This is a genomic window from Amycolatopsis sp. QT-25, assembly GCF_029369745.1.
Taxonomy (GTDB): domain Bacteria; phylum Actinomycetota; class Actinomycetes; order Mycobacteriales; family Pseudonocardiaceae; genus Amycolatopsis.
On sequence record NZ_CP120210.1, the window covers coordinates 5,821,222 to 5,844,472 of the forward strand.

Below are 23,251 nucleotides of genomic sequence, written 5' to 3' on the forward strand. Positions count from 1 at the left end.
AGTGCCATGAAAGGTCCTTTCCTTGCAAAATTTGCGAGGAAAGGACCTTTCCTTGCGTTCGCTGCGGGGACCACCACGTCCATCGGGAAAAGGCGGATGGGAGACTGCGGGATGTGACTTCTCCCGGCCCCGCTCCGCAGCACCTCCCGCCCGACCAGGTCTTCGACTGGCTCGACGTGGAGGCCGAGAAGCGGGCCGAGGCCGGGCTGGTGCGCAAGCTGCGCATCCGGCAGGCGCGGGAACCGGAGCTGGACCTCGCGGGCAACGACTATCTCGGGCTCGCCAGGGACAAGCGGGTCGCCGGTGCGGCCGCGGCGGCCGCGCTGCGCTGGGGCGCCGGCGCGACGGGCTCCCGTCTCGTCTCCGGCACCACCGAGATCCACGCCGAACTCGAGCACGAGCTCGCCCGCTTCTGCGGCACGCAGGCGGCGCTGGTCTTCTCGTCCGGTTTCACCGCGAACCTCGGCGCCGTCACGGCCCTGTCCGGCGCGGATTCGGCGATCGTCACGGACAAGTACATCCATGCCTCGCTGATCGAGGGCTGCCGCCTGTCCCGTTCGGACATCGCCGCCGTCGCGCACAGCGATCCGAACGCCTTCAAGCACGCGCTGGCGACCCGCCGCAAACCGCGCGCGCTCGTCGTCACCGATTCCGTCTTCTCCGTCGACGGTGACCTCGCCCCGCTGGAGCAGCTCGCCGGTGTCTGCCGGGAGCACGGCGCCTCACTGCTCGTCGACGACGCGCACGGTTTCGGCGTCCTCGGCGAGGGCGGCCGCGGGGCCGTCCACGCGGCGGGGCTCTCCGGCGCGCCGGACGTCGTCACCACCATCACGCTCTCGAAATCCCTTGGCGCACAAGGCGGAGCGGTGCTCGGGCCGCGTCGCGTGATCAAACATCTGGTGGACACGGCGCGCAGTTTCATCTTCGACACCGGCCTCGCGCCCGCCAGCGCCGCCGCCGCGCTGGCCGCGCTCACCGCGTTGAAGGCCGAGCCGGAGCTGGCCACGAAGGTGACCGAAGCCGCCGGAAACCTCGCGATGCACCTGAAGTCGGCGGGTTTCCGGGTCGGTCTCCCGGACGCCGCGGTGATCTCGGTGCAGGCGCCGTCGCCGGAATCGGCCGTCGCGTGGGCGGCCGCTTGCGCCGATCAGGGGGTGCGGGTCGGCTGCTTCCGCCCGCCGTCCGTGCCCGACGGCATCTCCCGCCTGCGCCTGACCGCACGGGCCGACCTCACCGAGACCGACGTGGACCGCGCGGTCGGGGTGATCACGGCCGCGGCGCCTCCCGGCGCCACATCGTGAGGTGCGGGATGCCGTCTTCCAGGAACTCGTCGCCTTCGACGACGAAGCCGTACTTGGCGTAGAAGTCCTTCGCGTACGTCTGCGCGTCGAGCACACACGGCGCGTCCCCGATCCCCGCGAGCGCGGTCTCCATCAGGCGTCCCGCGAGGCCCTTGCCGCGTGAGCGGACCGCCGTGCACACCCGGCCGATGCGGAAGGTTCCGCCGGCGTCCTGCAACACCCGCAGATACGAGTCGACGGCGACCGAACCGCCGATCCAGAGGTGCCGGGTGCCGGGCAGGAGGTCGCGTCCGTCGATCTCGTGATACGCGCAATCCTGCTCGACGACGAACACGTCCACGCGCAAGCGGAGGATGCCGTGCAGCTGGGCGGCCGTGATCTCGTCACCGGCGACGGACAGGGGGAACGACGTGGTCTCGGTGATCGGGGTGTCGGTGCTCACGTCCACTTGGTAGCACATCGGACGTGAAGAAGGCATCGATCAGCCGATCAGCCCGCGCTTGTTCTGCTGGGAGATCTCGTTCGCGAAGTACGAGACACGGGTGTAGACGCCCGGCTTGTTCGGCTTCGCACAGCCATCGCCGAACGACACGATCCCGATCAGGGTGTCGCCCACCATCAGCGGTCCGCCCGAATCACCCTGGCAGGCGTCGATCCCGCCTTCGGGGTAACCGGCGCACACCATGTCGCTCGGGTCGTAGCCCGAGTACGCGGTGCGGCAGGTCTTGTCGTTGACCACCGGGACGACCGCGCTGCGCAGGTAGTCCGACCGCGCGCCGCCGTCGGCGATGCGGCCCCAGCCGAGCACGGTCGCTTTCGTGCCTTCGCTGTACAGGTCGGCACTGCCGTTGTCGGCGACCTTCGCGGGCCGGTACGGCAGCTGACCGCTGACCGTCATCACCGCGATGTCGTCACCCTTGCCGGGGTCTCCCTGGTAGCCGGGACTGACCCACATCTTCGAAACACGCAGCTCCACGCCGTCCTTCGTGCGTTTGTCCTCGCGTCCGGCGATCACCCGGACGTCGGCACGGTCGACCGCGACCGCGCAGTGCGCCGCCGTCGCGACCGTCGTGGAGCTGACGATCACGGCACCGCAGTACTGGTTGCCGCCGCGATCGGCCAAGTAGACCGCGTACGGGTGCTGCGAGATCGACGCCTTGCCGCCGCCGACGATCCTCGGCTGCGCGGCGCTGTCCGGTCCGTTCACCGCGCCGTCGTCCGCCGACGCGCTGGTGACCGCGACCGGGACCATCACGGCCGTCGCGAGGACCGCTCCGACCGCGAGCAGCAGGGCGCGACGTGACTTCTTGGGCATGTTCTTTCCCTTCACCGGGGCGTACGTACGGTCAAACCCTGGGAAGTCATTCGACTCCAGCGCGTACACGAGCGGTCGCGCATACCCTAATCGCAAAAAGCCCGAGGTGGTGTCACTGAAACGGGTGGACCCGTGCTCACCCACCGCAGCTGTCACGTGGGATCTCGTCCGGGCCACGGCGAACATCCGGGCCCTTTCATCTCGGCGTGGAGGGTCGGCGCGACGCCGCTTCCCTTGCGGGGCAACGGTTTCGGACTCACCGGGAACCGGTTCGAGGACACGGTGAATCCCGTTCCGGCCGACGTGCTCGCGCGGTACCCGGCCGCGTGATCCGACGTTGTTCTTCGGGGATTTCGACGTTCACGCGCATATCCGGGGGAAATGCTCGTGAACGCTTCCGAGGCGAATCCAGCCGTCACCGTGTTCGGGCAGTTGTTCGCCGCGAAGTTCCCGACCGAGGCGGCAGGCAGGCGAAAGACGTGCGCGTGACCTTTCCCCCGACAGGGGGCGGGAACGACACCACCGCCTTCGTCCGCCGTCCGGCCCGCGGCCGGCCGGACCTGGGGCGCCGGGCCGGGAACAACCGGCCGTCGTGACAAGTTGGCTAGAGTCGGAACCACCCGCTCCCGCCGCAAAGGAAGACAGCGTGCCCCACTACGACCTGGTGATCGTCGGTACCGGATCGGGTAACTCGATCCTCGACCAGCGCTTCGCGGACTGGAACACGGCGATCGTGGAGAAGGGCACGTTCGGTGGCACCTGCCTGAACGTGGGCTGCATCCCGACGAAGATGTTCGTGCACGCCGCCAACGTCGCGGCCACCCCTCTTTCGTCGGCGAAGTTCGGCGTCGACGAGGAGCTGACCGGGATCCGCTGGCGCGACGTGCGCGACCGGATCTTCGGGCGGATCGACCCGATCGCCGCCGGTGGACGCGAGTACCGCGTCGAGCACGAGGACAACAAGAACGTCACCGTGTACGAGGGCGAAGGCCGTTTCACCGGGCACAAGGAGCTACGGGTCGGCTACCCCGACGGCCGCCCCGCCGAGACGATCACCGCCGACCGGTTCGTGCTGGCGGCGGGCGGGCGCCCGGTGCTCCCGGACATCCCCGGTCTCGCCGAAACCGGCTACCACACCTCCGACACGGTGATGCGGCTCGACGAACTGCCGTCGAGCATCGTGATCCTCGGCGGCGGGTACATCGCGGCCGAATTCGCGCACGTTTTCGCTTCGTTCGGGGTGAACGTGACCGTGATCAACCGGTCCGGCACGCTGCTGCGGTCCGAGGACGACGACGTCAGCGCCCGGTTCACCGAACTGGCCGCCCAGCGGTTCGACGTCCGGCTCGACCGGAAGACCGTCCGCGCGCGCAAGACCGCGTCAGGCGTCGCGCTGGACCTCGAAGGCCCGGAAGGCGCCGAGACCGTCGAAGCCGACGTGCTGCTGGTCGCCACCGGCCGCAAGCCGAACTCCGACCTCCTCGACGTCGCCGCCACCGGGGTCACCACCGGCGAGCGCGGGCACGTCGTGGTCGACGAATACCAGCAGACCGTGGTCGACGGGATCTACGCGCTCGGCGACATCTCGTCGGTGCTCGAACTGAAGCACGTCGCGAACCACGAGCAGCGCGTCGTGCAGCACAACCTGCTGCACCCGGACGAGCGGATCGAGGCCGACCACCGGTTCGTCCCGCACGCGGTGTTCACCTCGCCGCAGGTCGCGTCCGTCGGGCTGACCGAACGCGAGGCCCGCGAGCGCGGCGTCTCGTACGTGACGTCGCACCAGGATTACGCGGGCATCGCCTACGGATGGGCGATGGAGGACACCACCGGCTTCGCGAAGCTGCTCGCCGACCCGGCCACCGGGCAGCTGCTGGGCGCGCACATCATCGGCCCGCAGTCGTCTTCGGTGATCCAGCCGCTGATCCAGGCGATGAGCTTCGGGCTGGACGCGAAGAGCATGGCGCGCGGGCAGTACTGGATCCACCCGGCGATGCCGGAACTGGTCGAGAACGCGCTGCTGAACCTGCCGCTGGACTGATCCTCCACCGCGATCAGTCACCTGCTTGCGAGATTCCCCGGGGCAAGCAGGTGACTGATTGCGGGTGTTCAGACAACGCGCTCGCAGGCGCGGGCCCCGTTGCGCGCCGCGAGCGCGCTCACCGCGTTCCTCTCGCTGTCCGAGGCGCCCATCAAGGCGGGCGAGCGGGCTCCGTCCCGTCGGAACCGCTCCCCCGCCTCGACGTACCGGCGGATCGCCGCCAGGAAGTCCTCCCGCGCGGATGCCGCCCCTCCGGGCACCGCGCGGACCCCCGTCGCCCCCTTGAGGACGTCCCTGGCGTCGTCCACCTTCACCGCGACGTGGTGCCGCCACTTGCGCAGCTCCGTCGCGGCGTCCCCCCGTGGATCCGGCCAGTAACGCTCGATCTCGGCGCCACTGTCCTTCCCCACCTGTACGCACACCCGGTCCACGGCGCGGTAGAACTCGTGCGGCGTGACCACCGGCGCGGGCCGTTGCGGCGCCAAGGCGACGCACACCGCGGCGAAACCCGCCAAGGCCGCCCCGTACGCCGTTCCCTCCACCACGCCAACCCCCGGACCCAAGTTTTTGAACAGGTTCAACTCACTTAGGGTATGGCTCCGCCCCGGCGGGGTCAAGAAGTTTTGAACGCGTTCAGACGAAGCGGCGACGACCGGCGAGAGCCCCGAAGGTCATTTGGGCGGCGAAGACCACGAGCATCATGATCCAGGGAACGGTCCAGGCGTGCGTGAGATCGTGGAGCAGCCCGAACAGGAAGGGTCCGACGGCCGCCATCAGGTAACCGATACCCTGGGCCATCCCCGACAACCGCGCGGTGTCCGCACCGGAGCGCGCCCGGAGCGCGATCACCGTCAACGCGAGCGAGAAGACGCTCATCCCGAGCCCGATGAGAAGGCACCACAACAGGGGCGAGGCGGCGGGAGCGACCATCATGCCGACCATGCCGACGAAACCGGGAACGCCCAGCCCGACGATCCAGGGGCTCTGGCTGCGGTGCCGCGCGGCCATCGGCGCCACCACGAGACTGATCGGAACGGCGATGAGCGAGATCAACCCGAGCAGCAGCCCGGAATCACCCTTGCTCACCCCCGCGTCGATCATCACCTCCGGCAGCCAGCCCATCACGACGTAGGCCAAAAAGGCCTGAGTACCGAAGAAAAGCGTGACCATCCAGGCAAGGGGGCTTCGCAGCAACGATCGCCCGCTACCCTGCTTGCCTGCCTCCGGAACGGGCACCCGTCCCGCACCGCGGGCTGCGAGAATCCAGACGAGGAGTGCGAGCACCGCCAGCACCGACCAGGCGCCGAGACCTTGGCGCCAGCCGCCGAACGCGCTCTCCAGGGGAGGGGTGAGCGCGGATCCCAAGGCGCCCCCGCCCTGCAGAGCGGCGGTGTACACGCCGGTCATCATGCCGACACGTGCCGGGAAGGAGTCCTTGATGACGACCGGGATCAGCACGTTCGCCAAGGCGATCCCCGCCGTGGCGACCAGTGTTCCCCCGAGTACGACGTACGGTCCGTCGAGCACGCGCAGCACCAGGCCGACGCCCAGCACCGACAGGGCGGCCGCGATGGCCGCGCCGACGCCGAACCGGCGGGCCAGCGCGGGCGCGGCGAATCCGGCGCCGGCGAAACACAGGCCGGGGAGCGTGGTGAGCACGCCGGCCCAGGTCGCCGTGGCACCGAGGTCGTCGCGCATCTCGCCGAGGATCGGGCCGACGCTGGTGATCGCCGGGCGCAGATTGAGGGCCACCAGGATCACCGCGACACCGAGCAGGACGCCGCCGGTGATCACCCCCGGCCGCCACTCCGTTTCGATCGAACCTTCGAGTTCAAGGCTTTCGTCGAACGAGGAAGCGGATTTTCGGGAGTTGACACGCACGTCGGCTAGTATCACATACATAGGATGATTGGATGAAGGGACAACGCTGTGCCATTGGCCACCACGCGCCGTGCCGGCCTGGTCGATCAGGTCATCGAGCAGCTGCGTGACGCCGTCACGCAAGGAGAATGGCCCATCGGTCAGCGGATTCCGACCGAACCGGAGCTGGCAGGACAGCTCGGCGTCGGGCGCAACACCGTCCGCGAGGCCGTTCGCGCGCTCGCGCACACGGGGTTGCTCGAAGTCCGGCAGGGCGACGGAACCTACGTGCGGGCGACGAGCGAGGTCTCGGGCGCCATCCGGCGGTTGTGCGGATCGGAACTGCGCGAGGTGCTGCAGGTGCGGCGCATCCTCGAGGTCGAAGGCGCCCGGCTCGCGGCGGCGGCACGGACCGCGGAGGAAGTCGCCGAGCTGCGCTCCTTGCTCGGCCGCCGCAACGCCGAGCTCCGCCAGGGCCATTGGGAGGATTTCGCCCGCCTGGACGCGGAATTCCACTTCGCCGTCGTCCAAAGTGGACACAACACCCTGCTGACCGAGATGTACCGGGGGCTCACCGAGGTGATAACGGCCAGCGTGGCCGCGACGTCGAACGTGACGCCGGGAGGCGAGTTCCTGCCGGAGATAGGGCACGAGGGGCTCGCCGAGGCCATCGCCGACGGCGACGCGGACCGGGCCGCCAGCGAGGCGTGCGGTTTCCTGGACGAACTGCTGGCCAGGGTGGAGCGGGACGAGCGCTGACCCTCGAAGTACCTGAAGGGCCCCCTTCCCTGCGCCTGGCGCGAGGAAGGGGGCCTTCAGGTACGTCGGGAGCGACCTACGGCACCGTCAGGATTTCGGCGCCGTCTTCGGTCACCACGAGGGTGTGCTCGAATTGCGCCGTCCACTTCTTGTCCTTGGTGGTGACGGTCCAGTCGTCGGCCCAGATGTCGTAGTCGATGGTGCCGAGGGTGATCATCGGCTCGATCGTGAAGGTCATGCCCTGCTCGATGATCGTGTCCACCGACGGCTCCTCGTAGTGCAGGACGGTCGGCGGCGTGTGGAACGCCGGGCCGACGCCGTGGCCGGTGAAGTCGCGGACGACGCCGTAGCCGAACCGCTTCGCGTACGCCTCGATGACGCGGCCGATCACGTTGAGCTGCCTGCCGGGGCGAACGGCCTTGATGGCGCGCATCGTCGCCTCACGCGTGCGCTCGACCAGCAGCCGCGCCTCCTCCGAGACGTCACCCGCCAGGAACGTGGCGTTGGTGTCGCCGTGGACGCCGCCGATGAACGCGGTGACGTCGATGTTGCAGATGTCGCCGTCCTCGATCACCGTCGAGTCCGGGATGCCGTGGCAGATCACCTCGTTGAGCGAGGTGCAGCACGACTTGGGGAACGCGCGGTAGCCGAGGGTCGACGGATACGCGTGGTTGTCCAGCAGGAACTCGTGGATCACCTTGTCGATGTCGTCGGTGGTGGCGCCGGGTTTGACGGCCTTGCCACCCTCCTCGAGCGCCTGCGCCGCGATCCTGCTCGCGACGCGCATCGCCTCGATCACCTCGGGCGTGCGGACCCCGTTGCCCGTGTCGCGTTTCGGCGACGGCCGGTCGACGTATTCGGGACGGGCGATGCCGGCGGGGACGACTCGCCTCGGCGTCTGGACGCCGGGCTTCAAGGGGGAGCGAACGGACATGAGACCAGCCTACGACCTGACGGCTAACCGAGTCCCGTCAGGAAGCGCTGGGCGGCTTCGACCGCGGGTTGGGACGTTCCCGCGTCGGTGGTCAGCACCGCGAAGGCCAGATCCCCGGTGTAGCCGACGAACCAGCCGTGCGAACGCGTTCCGTCGCCGAACTGGGCCGTCCCGGTCTTGCCCCGCACGTCCGGCAAGGGTTCGAGCAGTGTCGCCGTACCGTCGGTGACGACCTCGCGCATCATCCCGCGCACCGCGTCGAGCACCTCCGGCCGGATCGGTTTGCCGAGCCCGGACGACGTCGAGGCCATCCCCCGCACCAGCGTCGGCACCGGCACCTTCCCGGACTGGACCGTCGCGGTGGCGACGGCGAGGCCGAAGGGGCTCGTCACGACGGTCCCCTGACCGAAACCGTTCTCCGCCCGCTGCGCGACGGTGTTCGCCGACGGCACCGAGCCGGTGATCGTGGTCAGGCCGGGGATCACGAAATCGGCGCCGACGCCGAGATCGCGCGCGGCGTCGGTCAGCGCGGCCGGCGGCAGATCGGTCGAAAGCTTGGCGAAGGTGGTGTTGCAGGACTTGGCGAACGCCGTGGACAGCGGGACGACCCCGAGGGAGAACTTGCCCTCGTTCGGCACCGTCCGGTTCTCGAAGGTGGCCGTGCCGGGGCAGTCGACGGGGCTGTCCGCCCGCACCGAACCCGCCGACAGCGCCGCGACGACGGTGGCCATCTTGAACGTCGACCCCGGCGGGAACCGGCCGGTGAGCGCGAGCGCGCCCTGGGGGTCGGCCTGGGCGTTCTGCGCCACCGCCAGCAGTTCCCCCGTCGACGGCTGGATCGCGACCAGCGCGGAGGCCGTCGGAACCGGGGCGAGCGCCCGTTCCGCCGAACCCTGGGCCTTCACACTGAGCGTGCTGACGACCGCGGGCGCCGGTTCGGGGGTTTCGGAGTGCAGGTCGACGATCTCGCCGCCGCCCGTGTCGAGCGTGACGACGCGCCAGCCCGCCGAGCCCTCCACCTGGTCCTCGACGAGCGACCGGACCGCGGGCAGCACCTGCTTGCCGAAGTTCTTGTCGTCGGGCAGCAGCCTTTCCTGCTGGCTGAACCGGACGCCGGGCAGGTCGTAGATCTCGGGTTTCACCTCTTGATAGCCGGCCGCCCGCAGACTCACCACCGGGTAGCCGGAACCGGGCTTGAGCGCCTTCACCCCGTCGCGGATCGACTGGCCGGTCACCGACGCTTCGAACCGGTTGAGCGCCGCGCCGAGTTTGTCGGAGACCGCCACCAGGTCTCCCGCCTTCTCCGGGTCGAGCACCACGCTGACGACGGTCTGCGGGCGCAGCAACGGCGTCCCGTCGCGGTCCAGCACCGGCGCGAGGTCCGGCGGGTCGGCCTTCAACGCGATGCTCTGCTGCGCGGCCAGTTGTGGATGGAGCGCGGTGGGCAGCCAGCGCACCTTCCAGCCGTCCTGGGTGGAATGGACCTGCGCGTCGGCCTTGTACGTCCAGGCGCGGCCGCGCGGGAGGTTCCAGGTGAGCTGGTAGGTCGCCGTGCCGTCGTCCGCCCCGGACGCGTGCCGGACCTGCTTGTCCCCGACGGCGATCGACTCGGGGGAAAGGGCTTTCCGCGCCATCTCCAATACCGCGCGGGCGGCGTCCGGCGAATCGGTGAAGGAGGCCGCGGCGGCGACGTCACCGGAGGAGAGCCCGCCGAGGAAACCCGTGACGGCTTCTTCGGGTCCGGAATCGGCGAAGAGCCCGCACCCGGCGGCCGAGAGGCCCACCACCCCCGCGAGCACGACGACGGCGAGACGACGACCTGCTGGCATGTCTGGAGATCCTGCCAGCCCCGGCCCGATCCGGCCGGACGCGACACGGCCTAGAAAAGAACCGTCGCGTACTGCCCGACCTGCTGGAAGCCGATCTTCCGGTAGGCGGCGAGCGCCGGGCTGTTGTAGGCGTTGACGTAGAGGCTCGCGGTGCGGCCCATCCCGCGGACGAGCCGGTTCACCACGGACGCCGTCCCCGCCGTGCCGAGGCCGCCGCTCCGGCGTTCGGGATGCACCCAGACCCCCTGGATCTGCCCGACCGTGGAGGACATCGCGCCGATCTCGGCCTTGAAGACGACCTCGCCGTCCTCGAACCGCGCGAACGCCCGGCCGCCGGCGATCAGTTCCGCGACGCGGGCGCGATAACCGGCGCCACCATCACCGTTGCGGGGGTCGACACCGACCTCTTCGACGAACATGGCGATCGCGGCCGGGAGATACCTGTCGAGTTCTTCCGGGCGCACCGCGCGGACCAGCGGATCGGCGGCGACGGACGGGACCCCGTCGAGCGCCATGAGCGGCTGGTCGTGCCGGACTTCGCGGGCGGGGCCCCATTCCGGTTCGAGCTCGTCCCACAGCCCGAGCACCTGCTCGGCCGGGCCGACCAGTGACGAACAGCTCCGCTGGCGGCGCAGGGCGCGATCGGCGAAGGAACGCAAAGCGGAGGCGTTGCCGCGCAACGGGATCAGATTCGGCCCGGAGAAGCACAACCCCTGGAGCCTGCCCGCCCGGACCGGACGGGAATCGGCGGCCCAGAGCTCACCACCGAGCCGCCAGGGGTCGAGACCCGCGGTCTCCACCCTGGCACTGACCATGCAGCTGCCGACCGGGTCTGTGGCGAGCGCGGCACGGACCGCGGGATAGTCCCGATCATCGAGCAGCCGTGCACCTGCAAGCCGCAACACCACTCCAGGGTGCCAGATCGGCGGCGTAAACGGAACGCGAGCTCAACGACACGCTCAGACAACCTTGGCTGGTCGGGGCCGCCACGTGCAATGAAAGGCCCCTTCATCGCAAAATTTGCGATGAAGGGGCCTTTCATTGCACTGGTCTCGACCAATCAGCCGACGGTGACGGTGGGCTCGCCCGCGCCGATCGTCTGGCCCGACTCCTCGGCGATGCGCATGGCTTCTTCGATCAGTGTTTCGACGATGGCGTGTTCGGGGACGGTCTTGATGACCTCGCCCTTGACGAAGATCTGGCCCTTGCCGTTGCCCGAGGCGACACCGAGGTCGGCCTCGCGCGCCTCGCCGGGTCCGTTGACGACGCAGCCCATGACCGCGACGCGCAGCGGGACCTCCATGCCCTCCAGCCCGGCGGTGACCTGCTCGGCGAGGGTGTAGACGTCCACCTGCGCCCGGCCGCACGAGGGGCAGGACACGATCTCGAGCTTGCGCTCCTTGAGGTTGAGCGACTGCAGGATCTGGATCCCGACCTTGACCTCTTCCACCGGCGGCGCCGACAGCGAGACCCGGATGGTGTCGCCGATGCCCTGCCGCAGCAACGCACCGAAGGCCACAGCCGATTTGATGGTGCCCTGGAACGCCGGGCCCGCCTCCGTGACACCGAGGTGCAGCGGGTAGTCGCACTGCTCGGCCAGGAGCTCATAGGCCCGCACCATGACCACCGGGTCGTTGTGCTTCACGGAGATCTTCACGTCGTGGAAGTCGTGCTCGGCGAACAGCGACGCCTCCCACAACGCCGACTCGGCCAGCGCCTCCGGGGTCGCCTTGCCGTACTTGTCCATGATCCGCTTGTCCAGCGAACCCGCGTTGACCCCGATCCGGATCGGCGTGCCGTGATCCCTCGCCGCCCGCGCGATCTCCTTGACCTGATCGTCGAACTTGCGGATGTTGCCAGGATTCACCCGGACCGCCGCACAACCCGCCTCGATCGCGGCGAACACGTACTTCGGCTGGAAATGGATGTCCGCGATCACCGGGATCTGCGACTTCCGCGCGATCGCGGGCAACGCCTCCGCGTCATCCGCCGACGGGCACGCCACCCGCACGATGTCACAACCCGCGGCGGTCAACTCCGCGATCTGCTGCAAAGTCGCGTTGACATCAGAGGTGAGCGTAGTGGTCATCGACTGCACCGAAATCGGGTGCTCACTCCCCACACCGACCGGCCCGACCTGCAGCTGTCGGGTCTTGCGACGCTCGGAGAGGACGGGAGGAGGAAGCGCTGGCATACCTAGAGCGACAGTCACGTCTTCCAGCGTACCTACCCCGATCGGCGGACACCCACGACGTCAGCCGTCACGGTGAGCAGCATTACCTGGGCAGCCCAACGGTGCTGACAGCGCGCTCCGTAACCGTCCTCCCGCGTCACTGGAACAGCTTGACCGGGTTCACGATGTCGGCGGTGACGGTGAGCAGAGTCACCGCGCCACCGATGAAGACGAGCACCATCGTGATCGCGGACAGCTTCGTGTAGTCGACCGGACCACCCGCCGCCTTGCCACGCAGTTTGCGGATCCAGTCCCGCACCCGCTCGTACCAGACGACCGCGATGTGCCCGCCGTCGAGCGGGAGCAACGGCAGCAGGTTGAACACGCCGATGAAGAAGTTCAGGCTCGCCAGCAGGAGCACGAAGATCTCCCACAGACCGCGCTCGGCGGCCTCGCCACCGATACGGCTGGCACCGACCACGCTGACGGGGGTGTTCGGGTCGCGCTCGCCGCCGAAGATGGAATCCACCACCGCGGGGATCCGCGAAGGGAACTCGATCAGCCGCTTGGCGGTCTCGGAGAACATCGTGCCGGTGAAGCCGACCGTCGCCCCGACCGCGTCGACCGGGCCGTAGGTCGCCACCAGGGTCTTCGGCACCGGCGAGGCGCCGATCATGCCGACGTCCTTGACCGTGGTCTTGTTGTCGCCGTCGGCCACCAGGCGCTGCACCCGCGGCACGTCGACAGAGAGAGCGATGCGCTGCCCGCCGCGCTCGACCACGAACGGCGTCGGACCACCGGCGACCTGGACGGCCGCGAGCACGTCGGTCCAGGTCGGCGTCGGCTTGCCCGCGACCGACACGATCTTGTCACCGGCCTGGATCCCGGCGGTCTTCGCCGGGGTCGGTGCGTCCGCCGGGCAGGTCGTGTCCTTGAGCTGCTCCAGGGTGGTGGCCGTCCGGGCACAGGAGGTGGCGTCGATCACCGGCTGGGTGGGGGCGGCCTGTGCCTCCGGGTTCGGCAGGCCCATGGTGACGGCCATCAGGTACAGGATGATGAAACCGAGGATGAAGTGCATCGCCGAACCCGCCGACATGACGACGGTGCGCTTCCAGGTCTTGAAGCGCCACATCGCGCGCTTCGACTCCTCCGGGGTGACCTCGTCGAGCGCGGTCATGCCCGCGATGTCGCAGAACCCGCCGAGCGGGATCCACTTCACGCCGTACTCGGTCTCGCCGCGGTGGAAGGAGAAGATCGTCGGCCCGAAGCCGATGAAGTAGCGCCGGACCTTCATGCCGAAGGCCTTGGCCGCCCACATGTGACCGGCCTCGTGCAGCGCGACGGACAGGCAGATCCCCAGCGCGAACAGCACGATCCCGAGAATGAACCAGAGCACGCGCTACTTCCCCTCACCGATCAGCGCACCGGCACGCGCGCGAGCCCAGCGCTCGGCAGCTAGTACGTCCTCCACGTCGCGAGGTTCGCGACGCCATTCGTCGGCGGCTTCCACCACCTGGGCAATAGTGTCCACAATCGAGGTGAAGCCGGTGTTCTGTGCCAGGAAGGCGGCCACCAGCTCCTCGTTCGCCGCGTTGTACACCGCCGGGACGCAGCCGCCGACGTTCCCGGCGTGCCTCGCGAGCTCGACGGCGGGGAACGCCGCGTTGTCCAGCGGCTCGAAAGTCCAGTTCGCGGGCTTGTCCCAGACGCACGCGGCCGCGGCTCCGGGCACCCGGTCCGGCCAGTGCAGGGCCAGCGCGATCGGCAGCCGCATGTCGGGCGGGCTGGCCTGGGCGATCGTCGAGCCGTCCACGAACGTCACCATCGAGTGAATGATCGACTGCGGGTGGACGACCACGTCGATGCGCTCGGTCTCGATGCCGAACAGGAGCTTCGCCTCGATCAGCTCCAGCCCCTTGTTGACCAGGGTGGACGAGTTGATCGTGATGAGCGGGCCCATCGACCAGGTCGGATGCGCCATCGCCTGCTCGACGGTGACGTCGGCCAGCTCCTCGCGCTTGCGGCCGCGGAACGGGCCCCCTGACGCGGTGAGGACCAGCCGGGCGACCTCGGCCCCGCGGCCGGCACGCAGAGCCTGCGCGATCGCGGAGTGCTCTGAATCGACCGGGACCAGCTGGCCGGGTTCGGCCGCGGCCAGCACGAGCGGCCCGCCCGCGATCAGCGATTCCTTGTTGGCGAGCGCCAGCGTGGCCCCGGTGGCGAGCGCGCGCAGGGTCGGCGGGAGCCCCTGTGAACCGGGCAGCGCGTTGAGCACGACGTCGACCGGGGTCGCGTCGATCAGCTCGACGACCGCGTCGGCCCCGGCGAAGAGGCGCGGGAGCTTGAACTCGCCACGGTTGTAGCCGCGCTTCTGCGCTTCGGCGTACAGCGCGAGCTGCAGGTCTTCCACGGCCGTCGGCCTGCTGATGGCGACGGCGTCGACCTGGTGCGCCAGGGCTTGCGCGGCCAGCGCGGCGGGGTCGGAGCCGCCCGCGGCGATCCCGGCGACCCGGAACAGCTCCGGGTTACGGGCCGCGACGTCGAGGGCCTGGGCGCCGACCGAACCGGTCGAACCGAGCACGAGCACACTTCGCGAGGTAGTCATCGGGGCTCATTGTCGCCTGGGGTCCGTCGGGCGCGTGCAGCCAGGTATGGGATCATTCGCGGGCAAGCGAACCATCGGGTTTTGAGGAGTTGATCGTGGCGAGCAAGGCGGTCGAAAAGCGCGGCCGGGTGGGCGTCGACACCGTCGACCCCCGCGACGAGCCGTCGGCCGAGTGGGGCTGGCACGGTTCCTTCCCGAAGGCGACGCGGATCGCGGGCTGGCTGACCGCGATCATCCTGCTGGTGATGCTGTACGGCAACCACCACGGCTGGACCGAGAACCTGTGGCTGATCGGCCTGGCGCTGTTCATGATGTTCGGGTTGGTGCTCGACATCCGCAAGCAGCGCACGGCCTGGCGCAAGTAGTTCCTTCACGGCTCCTCGGCCCCCGTCCTCCTTCGAGGACGGGGGCCGATCGCCGTCCTAAGACCACAGCTCGTCGGCGATCTTGACCGCGTCGCCCGCTTCGACCCCGTAGCGATGCCGGTACTTCGCCGCCGGACGCTGGACCGCCGCCGCGACGTCCCCGATGGCGACGTTTTTCCACGTGTCGTTCGGGTAGAACTGCCGCATCACGGCGAGGAACTTGCCGGTCGCCCAGACCGGGTCGGTCCGCTGCGCGAAACTCCCCCAGCTCGCACGCTGCTGGAAGAGCCCGACCGAGTCACCGAGACCGCCGTCGAGATTGGCGATGCTCGACTCGACGATCACCGTCGCGATCGCGATGGCCGCCGCGCGGTCGTTGAAGCCCGATCTCCGGACGGTCTCGACGATCACTCTGGCGCACGAGGTGTTGTACGGGTTCATGTAGCGGCGCATCTTGCCGGTGAGTTGCTGGTTGAGCACTTTCGCCGTGTTCGCGTCGGCGGCGGACGCGCCCGCCTGGACGCAGGGCAGGGCCCGGTGTTCGACCTGGTCAGGCCGCATTTCAACGGGCGGCAGGGAGAGAGTAAGGGCGAGGTACGCGGCGGTGAATGTGCTCAGCATGGGCGGTGACCGTTCGGTGCGGGTGGTCGTGAGTGACGATTCGTGTTCTAACCCGAATCGCCACTCACGACCACCTGGACCGGCTGGTTCTCCGCTGCGGTACATGAAGGGGTGAAAGTCGCCTCTGTGGACTGCCGATGCACCGGGGCGGGCCAGACCCGCGATCGACCGCGGCCCCGCGGTGAACGGCTACCCGACGACCACCCTCGTGGGCTAGGTTCCCCCTCATGAAGCTGCGCTGGGGTGTCACCGCTGTCGTTTCCGCTCTCGCCGCCGTCCTGCTGCCCGGTGTGGCCACCGCCGCGCCCGCCCCGGCGTCCCCGCCGATCGTGCGCTGCGAGTTCACGCCGACGCCGGAGAACCCCGCGGCCCGCCCGGTGCTGCGCCCGCTCCCCTTCGCGTTCACGCGTGGCACCGTCGACGTCACCTTCCGCTTCAACTACGGCCCGGTGACCGTGCGCCTGAACCGCGCCGGCGCCGCTCCGTGCGCCGTCCACAACCTGGCGAGCCTGGCCCTGCAGCGCTTCTACGACCGCAGCCAGTGCTGGCGCCTGACGAATTCCGCGCGCCTCGGCGTCCTGCAGTGCGGTGACATCTACGAGGCCGAGAAGGGCGGGCCGGGCTACAAGTTCCCGGACGAGGTCGACGGCACCGAGACCTACGAACGCGGCACCATCGCCATGGGCAACCAGGGCCCCGGCACCAACGGCAGCGAGTTCTTCATCGTGCACTCGTTCGCGAACATCCCGAAGAACTACTCGGTGATGGGCAAGGTCGTGCGGGGCATGGAGGTACTGGACCGGATCGTGGCGAACGGGATCATCCCGACCGACCCGAACGGTCCAGCCGACGGGCTGCCCGCGAAGCCGGTGAAGATCCAGAAGGCGACCGTGGGTTTCTGACTACTCGCTGTCTCCCCAGTTGTCGGGAAGGGTCGACCTGTAATCGCAGGTGAGCAAAGTTCCACATAGCGCGACAGTCCGTAAACTCCCAACGGGTGCATTTCCGCGTCGCCTTGGCTACGCACAGAAAACACACAGCCCCCTCACAGGAATCAATATTCCACCCTTTAGAGTGACGCAGCCGCGCCGAGGGGTTCGCCGGTGCCGTTCCTGGGGGGTTGTGAAGATGTTGACTCACGAGCAGTACCTGTCCACCAAGAGATTCCCAGCCCTCGACGGGCTGCGTGCGATCGCCGCGCTCCTCGTGGTGGTGTTCCACTACGGAGGACCGTCGTGGGTCATGGCGAACGGATGGATCGGCGTCCACCTGTTCTTCGTGCTCTCGGGCTTCCTGATCACCACGCTGGCACTGCGCGAAGAAGACCGCAACGGCAAGATTTCGCTCGCCAACTTCTACATCCGTCGCGCTTTCCGCATTCTTCCGGTGTATTTCGCCGTTTTGGGCATCATCGTGGTGTTCACCTATCTGCGCGGGCAGTACACCTCGAGTGGGCTCTCCGGCGCGATGCCGTACTTCCTGACGTTCACCAACGAATTCGCCCATAACGCGCCTTTCGGTCAGTCGTGGACGCTGGGCGTGGAGCAGAAGTTCTACCTCGTCTGGCCGTTCCTCGCCTTCGGTATCGCGGCGCTGAGCTTCCCGAAGCGGCTGGGCCTGGCGATCGGCCTGATCGCGCTCATGATCGCGCTGATCCCGGTGATGCCGTACGCCGGCGCCTACTCGCCCATCATCATCGGTTGCGCGCTCGCCATCGGCCTGCACTATCGCAAGGGCTTCGCCGTCCTCCGCTTCTTCACCCACCCGCTGGCCAGCTTCGTCCTGCTCGCGGTACTCGTCGTACTTCAGATCCACATCACCGACATCGAGGCCTTCTTCCAGGACGGCGGCACGATCGGTGGCACCACGTACGCGGTACTGGTCGCACTGTTCATCACCTCGCTGATCCCCCGCGGCCCGATCGCCTGGATCTTCTCCACCCCTCCGATGCGGTTCATCGGCGAGCGGTCGTACTCCGTGTACCTCCTGCAAGGGGTGGCGGCGACCGTGGTCGCGCTGTCGATTCCTCAACTGGCCACCCACCGGACCCTGACCGCGATCGCCGTGACCGTCGTGGCACTCGTCGTCTCCGACGTCCTCTACCGTTGGGTCGAGGTGCCGATGATCGACGTGGGCCGCAAGGTGGTCGCCCGGCGCAAGCGCCCCCTGTCTGCTCCCACAGTGCGGGAACCCGAGCCCGCCCTCGCCGGCCGCTGAGCCATTCGGACGGATCATCCTTGTGCGGGTCCGGTACTCTGGTCGCCAAGGTCGAGAGGCGCTGCAACGGACCGCGGGGTCCGCCACGCTCGGCCCCGGACATCACCGCAAGGGCGCCTCCCACGACATGGGAGGAGCGCTGGATGGAAACGACCGCCCTGCGAAAGCTGCTGGATGAGCGCATCGTCGTGCTCGACGGCGCGTGGGGGTCGATGCTCCAGAACGCCGGCCTCGAGCCCGAGGACTACCGCACCGAGCGATTCCAGGACCATCCTCGTGACATCACCGGCGACCCCGATCTGCTGAACATCACCCGGCCGGACGTCGTCCTCGACATCCACCGCCAGTATCTGGACGCCGGCGCGGACATCACGACGACGAACACGTTCACCGCCACCACCATCGGCCAGGCGGACTACGGGCTCGAGCACCTCGCGTACGAGATGAACCTCCGCGGCGCCCAGATCGCGCGCGAGGCGGCGGACGCGGCGGGCGGGAAGTTCGTCGCCGGCTCGGTCGGGCCGCTGAACGTCACGTTGTCGCTGTCGCCCAAGGTCGAGGACCCGGCGTTCCGCGCGGTGACCTTCGACGAGGTGTACGCCGCGTACGCGGATCAGATCAAGGCGCTCGCCGAAGGCGGCGTCGACCTGCTGCTGATCGAGACGATCTTCGACACCCTCAACTGCAAGGCCGCGATCGCCGCCGCACGCGACATCGCGCCGCATCTGCCGCTGTGGATCTCGGTGACGATCGTCGACCTGAGCGGCCGGACGCTGTCGGGGCAGACGGTCGAGGCGTTCTGGAGTTCCATCGAGCACGCCGATCCGCTGCTGGTCGGCGTCAACTGTTCGCTGGGCGCCGAGGAAATGCGCCCGCACATCGCCGAACTGTCCCACCTCGCGGGCACCTACACCGCCTGCCACCCGAACGCCGGACTGCCGAACGCGTTCGGCGGATACGACCAGACGCCCGAGGAGACCGGCGGGCTGCTCGGTGACTTCGCCACGGCCGGGATGGTCAACGTCGTCGGCGGCTGCTGCGGCACGACTCCCGCGCACATCAAGGAGATCGCCGACACCGTCCGCGGGATGGCGCCGCGGACCGTGCCGGAGCCGAAGGCGAACACCCGGTTCAGCGGGCTCGAACCGTTCGAGATCGGCAAGGACACCGGTTTCGTCATGATCGGTGAGCGGACCAACGTCACCGGGTCCGCCAAGTTCCGCAAGCTGATCGAGGCCGACGACCACCAGGCCGCCGTCGACGTCGCGCTGGAGCAGGTGCGCGGCGGGGCGAACCTGCTGGACGTCAACATGGACGCCGACCTGCTCGACAGCGAGAAGGCGATGACCACGTTCCTGAACCTCGTCGCCACCGAACCCGAGGTCGCCCGGCTGCCGATCATGATCGACAGCTCGCGCTGGACGGTGCTCGAGGCCGGGCTGAAATGCGTGCAGGGCAAGGGAGTCGTCAACTCCATCAGCCTGAAGGAGGGCGAGGAGCAGTTCCTCCAGCAGGCCCGGCGCATCCGCGACTACGGCGCGGGTGTGGTCGTCATGGCCTTCGACGAACAGGGACAGGCCGACACCGCGGACCGGAAGGTCGAGATCTGCGGCCGCGCCTACGACCTGCTGACGAGGGAGGCCGGTTTCGTCGCCGAGGACATCATCTTCGACCCGAACGTGCTCGCGGTCGCGACCGGTATCCCCGAGCACAACGGGTACGCCAAGGCGTTCATCGACGCGCTCCCGCGGATCAAGCAGCGCTGCCCGGGCGTGCACATCAGCGGCGGTATCTCGAACCTGTCGTTCTCCTTCCGCGGCAACAACGTCGTGCGCGAGGCGATGCATTCGGCCTTCCTGCTGCACGCGGTGCGCGCCGGGCTGGACATGGGCATCGTCAACGCCGGGCAGCTCGCGGTCTACGAGGACATCCCCAAGGATCTGCTGGAACTGGTCGAGGACGTGCTCTTCGACCGTCGCGAGGACGCCACCGACAGGCTGGTCACGTTCGCGGAAACGGTCAACGGCAAGGGCACCCAGCGCACGGTCGACCTTTCCTGGCGGGAGAACACGGTCGAGGCCCGCCTCAGCCACGCGCTGGTGCACGGCATCGTCGACTACATCGAAGAGGACACCGAGGAAGCGCGCCAGAAGCTGCCGAGGCCGCTCGAGGTCATCGAAGGCCCGCTGATGGACGGCATGAAGATCGTCGGCGACCTGTTCGGTTCCGGGAAGATGTTCCTGCCGCAGGTGGTCAAGAGCGCGCGCGTGATGAAGCGATCGGTGGCCTACCTCGAACCGTTCATGGAGGCCGAGAAGGAGAAGGCGCGCCTCGAAGGCCGGGTGGAAACCCGCCAGGGCAACGGAAAGGTCGTCCTGGCGACGGTCAAGGGCGACGTGCACGACATCGGCAAGAACATCGTCGGCGTCGTCCTCGGCTGCAACAACTACGAGGTGGTCGACCTCGGCGTGATGGTCCCGGCTTCGGTCATCCTGGACACGGCCGTCGCCGAGGGCGCCGACGCCATCGGGCTCTCCGGCCTGATCACGCCGTCGCTGGACGAGATGGTCAACGTCGCCGCCGAAATGGAGCGGCGCGGGCTGAAGCTGCCTCTGCTGATCGGCGGCGCGACCACGTCACGCCAGCACACCGCGGTCCGCATCGCGCCCGCGTACGAGCACACGACCGTGCACGTCCTGGACGCTTCGCGCGTCGTGGGCGTCGTCGGTGACCTGCTCGACGCGGACCGCGCCGAAATTCTCGACAAGAAGAACCGCGAGGATCAGGAAGAGCTGCGCGTGCAGCACGCGAACAAGCAGCGGACGCCGTTGCTGACGGTCGAGCAGGCGAGGGCCAATCCGGAGCAGGTCTCCTTCGACGACATCCCGACGCCCACGTTCACCGGCGTCCGGTACGTCTCGCCGTCGCTCACCGAACTGCGCGAGATGATCGACTGGACCTTCCTGTTCCTGGCCTGGGAGCTGAAGGGCAAATACCCGGCGATCCTGGAAAACCCGGTGGCGCGGGAACTGTTCGACGACGCGAACACACTGATGGACCAGATCATCGCCGAAGAGCGGTTCCAGGCGAAGGGCGCGTACGCGTTCTGGCCGGCGCACTCCGAGGGTGACGACATCATCCTGGAGTCGGGAGTGAAGTTCCCGATGCTGCGCCAGCAGACCAAGAAACCGCTGTCGCGGCCCAACCGCTGCCTGGCGGACTACATCGCCCCCGCGGGCGCGGGCGACCATCTGGGCGGGTTCGCGGTCACCATCCTCGGTGCCGAGGACTTCGCGGCCGAATTCGAGGCGAAGCAGGACGACTACCGCGCCATCATGGTCAAGGCGCTCGCGGACCGGCTGGCCGAGGCGTTCGCCGAGTACCTCCACCTCCGGGCGCGGCGGGACTGGTTCGAGCCGGACGCCGATCCGAAGCTGGAAGACCTGCACGCCGAACGCTTCCGCGGCATCCGCCCGGCGCTGGGCTATCCGGCGAGCCCGGACCACAGCGAGAAGCAGGAACTGTTCGACCTGCTCGATTCCGACCGGCTCGGGATGGGGCTGACCGAGTCCTTCGCGATGACGCCGGCGGCGAGCGTCAGCGGGCTGATCTTCGCGCATCCCGACTCGCGCTACTTCACCGTCGGACGGCTGGGCAAGGACCAGGTCGAGGACTACGCCGCCCGCCGCGGCCTCGAACTGTCCACTATGGAGCAGTGGCTGCGGCCGAACCTCGCCTACGAACCCGAATGACACAATGATCGGGTGACTGCCGAGGGCTCGGACTTCCTGCAGCTGGACATCGGGGACGCCCCGCCGGGACGCCGGTCGGACTGGCTGGCGTCGCGGTTGCGGCACGCCATCTCCGACGGCCGTCTGCCGGTCGGCAGCAGGCTGCCCGCGACCAGGGCGCTGGCCGCCGACCTGCGGGTCTCCCGCGGCGTGGTCACCGAGGCGTACCAGCGTCTCGTCGAGGACGGCCACGTCGCCGGACGAGGCCGGGCGGGCACGGTGGTCGTCGCGGCGCCGGCGCGGACGAAGGAGCGGACGACGCCGGGGCCGCCGTCCGCCGGCACGATCTTCCAGCCCGCTCCCGGAATCGGTGTCTTCGATTCGCTGCGATCGACTCCGGCGCGGATCGATCTGTCGCCCGGCGTGCCGGATCTGACCGCCTTCCCACGAACGGCCTGGTTACGCGCCGAACGCACCGTGCTCAACGACCTTTCGGCGGCGGCTTTCGGCTACGGCGACCCGCGGGGAGCGCCCGCGTTGCGGCTGGCCATCGCGCACTGGATCGCCCGCACCCGCGGTATCACCGCCGACGCGGACGACGTGCTGATCGTGGCCGGTGTCGCGCAGGGTCTCGGGTTGCTGGCGCAGGTGCTCTGCGACAACGGCATCTCGGAGATCGCCGTCGAGGATCCGAGTTCGCTGGGCGCGCGGCAGCATCTGCACGACCGGCGGCTGGCGACACCGCCGATCCGGGTCGACGACGACGGCATCGACGTCGACGAGCTCGTGCGCAGCGGTGCGCCCGCCGTGCTGCTCACACCCGCGCACCAGTTCCCCACCGGTGTCGTGCTCGGCGGGGAACGCCGTCGCGAGCTCATGCGCTGGGCCGCGGACGGCGGGCTGATCATCGAGGACGACTACGACGCCGAGCACCGCTACGACCGTCCTCCGGTGCCCGCGCTGCGCTCGATGCTCGCCGAACAGGTCTGTTACGCGGGCAGCGTGTCGAAGTGGCTCGCACCCGCGCTCCGGGTGGGCTGGATGCTGGTGCCCCCGCGGTACCGGGACGAGGTGGTCGCGGCCAAACGGTTCGCCGACCTGGGCAACGCCGTCCTTCCGCAGCTGGTGCTCGCGCATCTCATGGAGTCCGGGGAGATGGAGCGGCAACTGCGGTTCGTGCGCAAACGGCACCGCCGGCGGCGGGACGCGATGATCGACGCGCTCCGGACGCATCTTCCGGACGCCGTGGTGCACGGCGCCGCCGCCGGACTGCACCTGACCATCACGTTCGACGCCGAGTTCTCCGATCTCGACTTCGCCGCCGCCGCGCTGGAACAGGGTGTGAAGGTGCAGCCGCTGTCGTGGCACTGTCAGCGCCCGATGAATCCCGGCCTCGTCCTCGGCTACGGGGCGAGCCCGGCGACCGACATCGCCGAGGGCATCGCCGTCTTGGGCCGCGTCCGGCGCTGACCCCCGCAACCAGTCGTCTGGATGCGGTGG

Annotated in this window: 19 protein-coding genes; 8 read left to right on the top strand and 11 right to left on the bottom strand. The window is 68.9% G+C overall.

Going from position 1 to position 23,251, the window contains the following annotated elements; all coding sequences use genetic code 11:
* Nucleotides 1-113: 113 nt before the first annotated feature.
* Nucleotides 114-1,301, top strand: coding sequence for an 8-amino-7-oxononanoate synthase (locus tag P3102_RS26980; protein ID WP_276362789.1), 1,188 nt, complete (start codon nucleotides 114-116; stop codon nucleotides 1,299-1,301).
* On the opposite strand, the gene P3102_RS26985 is transcribed toward P3102_RS26980, so the two are convergent.
* Nucleotides 1,267-1,749, bottom strand: a complete 483-nt coding sequence (locus tag P3102_RS26985) for a GNAT family N-acetyltransferase (RefSeq protein ID WP_276362791.1) — start codon at nucleotides 1,747-1,749, stop codon at nucleotides 1,267-1,269. The two genes, P3102_RS26980 and P3102_RS26985, sit on opposite strands and share 35 nt — an antisense overlap.
* Nucleotides 1,750-1,782: 33 nt before the next feature.
* A complete protein-coding gene (locus tag P3102_RS26990; RefSeq protein WP_276362792.1) occupies nucleotides 1,783-2,616 on the bottom strand; it encodes a serine protease in 834 nt (277 codons plus the stop codon).
* A 646-nt stretch (nucleotides 2,617-3,262) separates the two neighbouring features.
* Between P3102_RS26990 and P3102_RS26995 the strand changes: the two genes are divergently transcribed.
* A complete protein-coding gene (locus P3102_RS26995; RefSeq protein ID WP_276362794.1) occupies nucleotides 3,263-4,657 on the top strand; it encodes a mycothione reductase in 1,395 nt (464 codons plus the stop codon).
* 68 nt (nucleotides 4,658-4,725) lie between these two features.
* On the opposite strand, the gene P3102_RS27000 is transcribed toward P3102_RS26995, so the two are convergent.
* Together P3102_RS27000 and P3102_RS27005 are read right to left on the bottom strand one after the other, a co-directional pair.
* On the bottom strand, nucleotides 4,726-5,199 hold the full coding sequence (locus tag P3102_RS27000; RefSeq protein WP_276362795.1) for a hypothetical protein: 474 nt from the start codon (nucleotides 5,197-5,199) through the stop codon (nucleotides 4,726-4,728).
* Between the two features lie 91 nt (nucleotides 5,200-5,290).
* On the bottom strand, nucleotides 5,291-6,538 hold the full coding sequence (locus P3102_RS27005) for an MFS transporter (RefSeq protein ID WP_276362797.1): 1,248 nt from the start codon (nucleotides 6,536-6,538) through the stop codon (nucleotides 5,291-5,293).
* Between the two features lie 48 nt (nucleotides 6,539-6,586).
* Here P3102_RS27005 and P3102_RS27010 point away from each other — a divergent pair, with 48 nt between their 5' ends.
* Nucleotides 6,587-7,276 carry an FCD domain-containing protein gene (locus P3102_RS27010; protein WP_276362798.1) on the top strand — a complete coding sequence of 230 codons (690 nt, stop codon included), beginning with the start codon at nucleotides 6,587-6,589 and terminating at the stop codon, nucleotides 7,274-7,276.
* 76 nt (nucleotides 7,277-7,352) lie between these two features.
* On the opposite strand, the gene map is transcribed toward P3102_RS27010, so the two are convergent.
* The 6 genes from map to dxr form a co-directional block, all read right to left on the bottom strand.
* Nucleotides 7,353-8,210, bottom strand: coding sequence for a type I methionyl aminopeptidase (gene map, locus P3102_RS27015; protein ID WP_276362800.1), 858 nt, complete (start codon nucleotides 8,208-8,210; stop codon nucleotides 7,353-7,355).
* Between the two features lie 23 nt (nucleotides 8,211-8,233).
* Complete coding sequence (locus tag P3102_RS27020; RefSeq protein WP_276362801.1) at nucleotides 8,234-10,039, bottom strand: penicillin-binding transpeptidase domain-containing protein; 1,806 nt, start codon at nucleotides 10,037-10,039, stop codon at nucleotides 8,234-8,236.
* A gap of 50 nt (nucleotides 10,040-10,089) precedes the next feature.
* The gene (locus tag P3102_RS27025; RefSeq protein ID WP_276362802.1) at nucleotides 10,090-10,944 is read right to left on the bottom strand and encodes a GNAT family N-acetyltransferase; all 855 of its coding nucleotides are present in this window, start codon (nucleotides 10,942-10,944) and stop codon (nucleotides 10,090-10,092) included.
* A gap of 155 nt (nucleotides 10,945-11,099) precedes the next feature.
* Nucleotides 11,100-12,251: a flavodoxin-dependent (E)-4-hydroxy-3-methylbut-2-enyl-diphosphate synthase gene (gene ispG / locus P3102_RS27030; RefSeq protein ID WP_276362803.1), complete on the bottom strand. Its 1,152-nt coding sequence runs from the start codon at nucleotides 12,249-12,251 to the stop codon at nucleotides 11,100-11,102.
* 118 nt (nucleotides 12,252-12,369) lie between these two features.
* Entirely contained in the window at nucleotides 12,370-13,608 is a 1,239-nt protein-coding gene (locus tag P3102_RS27035; RefSeq protein WP_276362804.1) for a site-2 protease family protein, read from the bottom strand.
* Between the two features lie 3 nt (nucleotides 13,609-13,611).
* Nucleotides 13,612-14,817, bottom strand: a complete 1,206-nt coding sequence (dxr, locus tag P3102_RS27040) for a 1-deoxy-D-xylulose-5-phosphate reductoisomerase (RefSeq protein WP_276362806.1) — start codon at nucleotides 14,815-14,817, stop codon at nucleotides 13,612-13,614.
* A 95-nt stretch (nucleotides 14,818-14,912) separates the two neighbouring features.
* Between dxr and P3102_RS27045 the strand changes: the two genes are divergently transcribed.
* Nucleotides 14,913-15,182: a DUF2631 domain-containing protein gene (locus P3102_RS27045; protein ID WP_276362807.1), complete on the top strand. Its 270-nt coding sequence runs from the start codon at nucleotides 14,913-14,915 to the stop codon at nucleotides 15,180-15,182.
* Nucleotides 15,183-15,239: 57 nt separating this feature from the next.
* Here the strand turns inward: P3102_RS27045 and P3102_RS27050 are convergent, their stop codons facing one another.
* Nucleotides 15,240-15,803 carry a hypothetical protein gene (locus P3102_RS27050; protein ID WP_276362809.1) on the bottom strand — a complete coding sequence of 188 codons (564 nt, stop codon included), beginning with the start codon at nucleotides 15,801-15,803 and terminating at the stop codon, nucleotides 15,240-15,242.
* Between the two features lie 227 nt (nucleotides 15,804-16,030).
* Here P3102_RS27050 and P3102_RS27055 point away from each other — a divergent pair, with 227 nt between their 5' ends.
* The 4 genes from P3102_RS27055 to P3102_RS27070 all read left to right on the top strand — a co-directional run bounded on the left by P3102_RS27055 (nucleotide 16,031) and on the right by P3102_RS27070 (nucleotide 23,221).
* Nucleotides 16,031-16,705: a peptidylprolyl isomerase gene (locus P3102_RS27055; protein ID WP_276362810.1), complete on the top strand. Its 675-nt coding sequence runs from the start codon at nucleotides 16,031-16,033 to the stop codon at nucleotides 16,703-16,705.
* A gap of 226 nt (nucleotides 16,706-16,931) precedes the next feature.
* A complete protein-coding gene (locus tag P3102_RS27060) occupies nucleotides 16,932-18,020 on the top strand; it encodes an acyltransferase (RefSeq protein ID WP_276362812.1) in 1,089 nt (362 codons plus the stop codon).
* 143 nt (nucleotides 18,021-18,163) lie between these two features.
* Nucleotides 18,164-21,772: a methionine synthase gene (gene metH / locus P3102_RS27065; RefSeq protein ID WP_276362814.1), complete on the top strand. Its 3,609-nt coding sequence runs from the start codon at nucleotides 18,164-18,166 to the stop codon at nucleotides 21,770-21,772.
* A gap of 12 nt (nucleotides 21,773-21,784) precedes the next feature.
* Nucleotides 21,785-23,221 (top strand): PLP-dependent aminotransferase family protein, encoded by a 1,437-nt coding sequence (locus P3102_RS27070; RefSeq protein ID WP_276362815.1) that lies wholly within the window; start codon nucleotides 21,785-21,787, stop codon nucleotides 23,219-23,221.
* The last annotated feature ends 30 nt before the right edge of the window (nucleotides 23,222-23,251 follow it).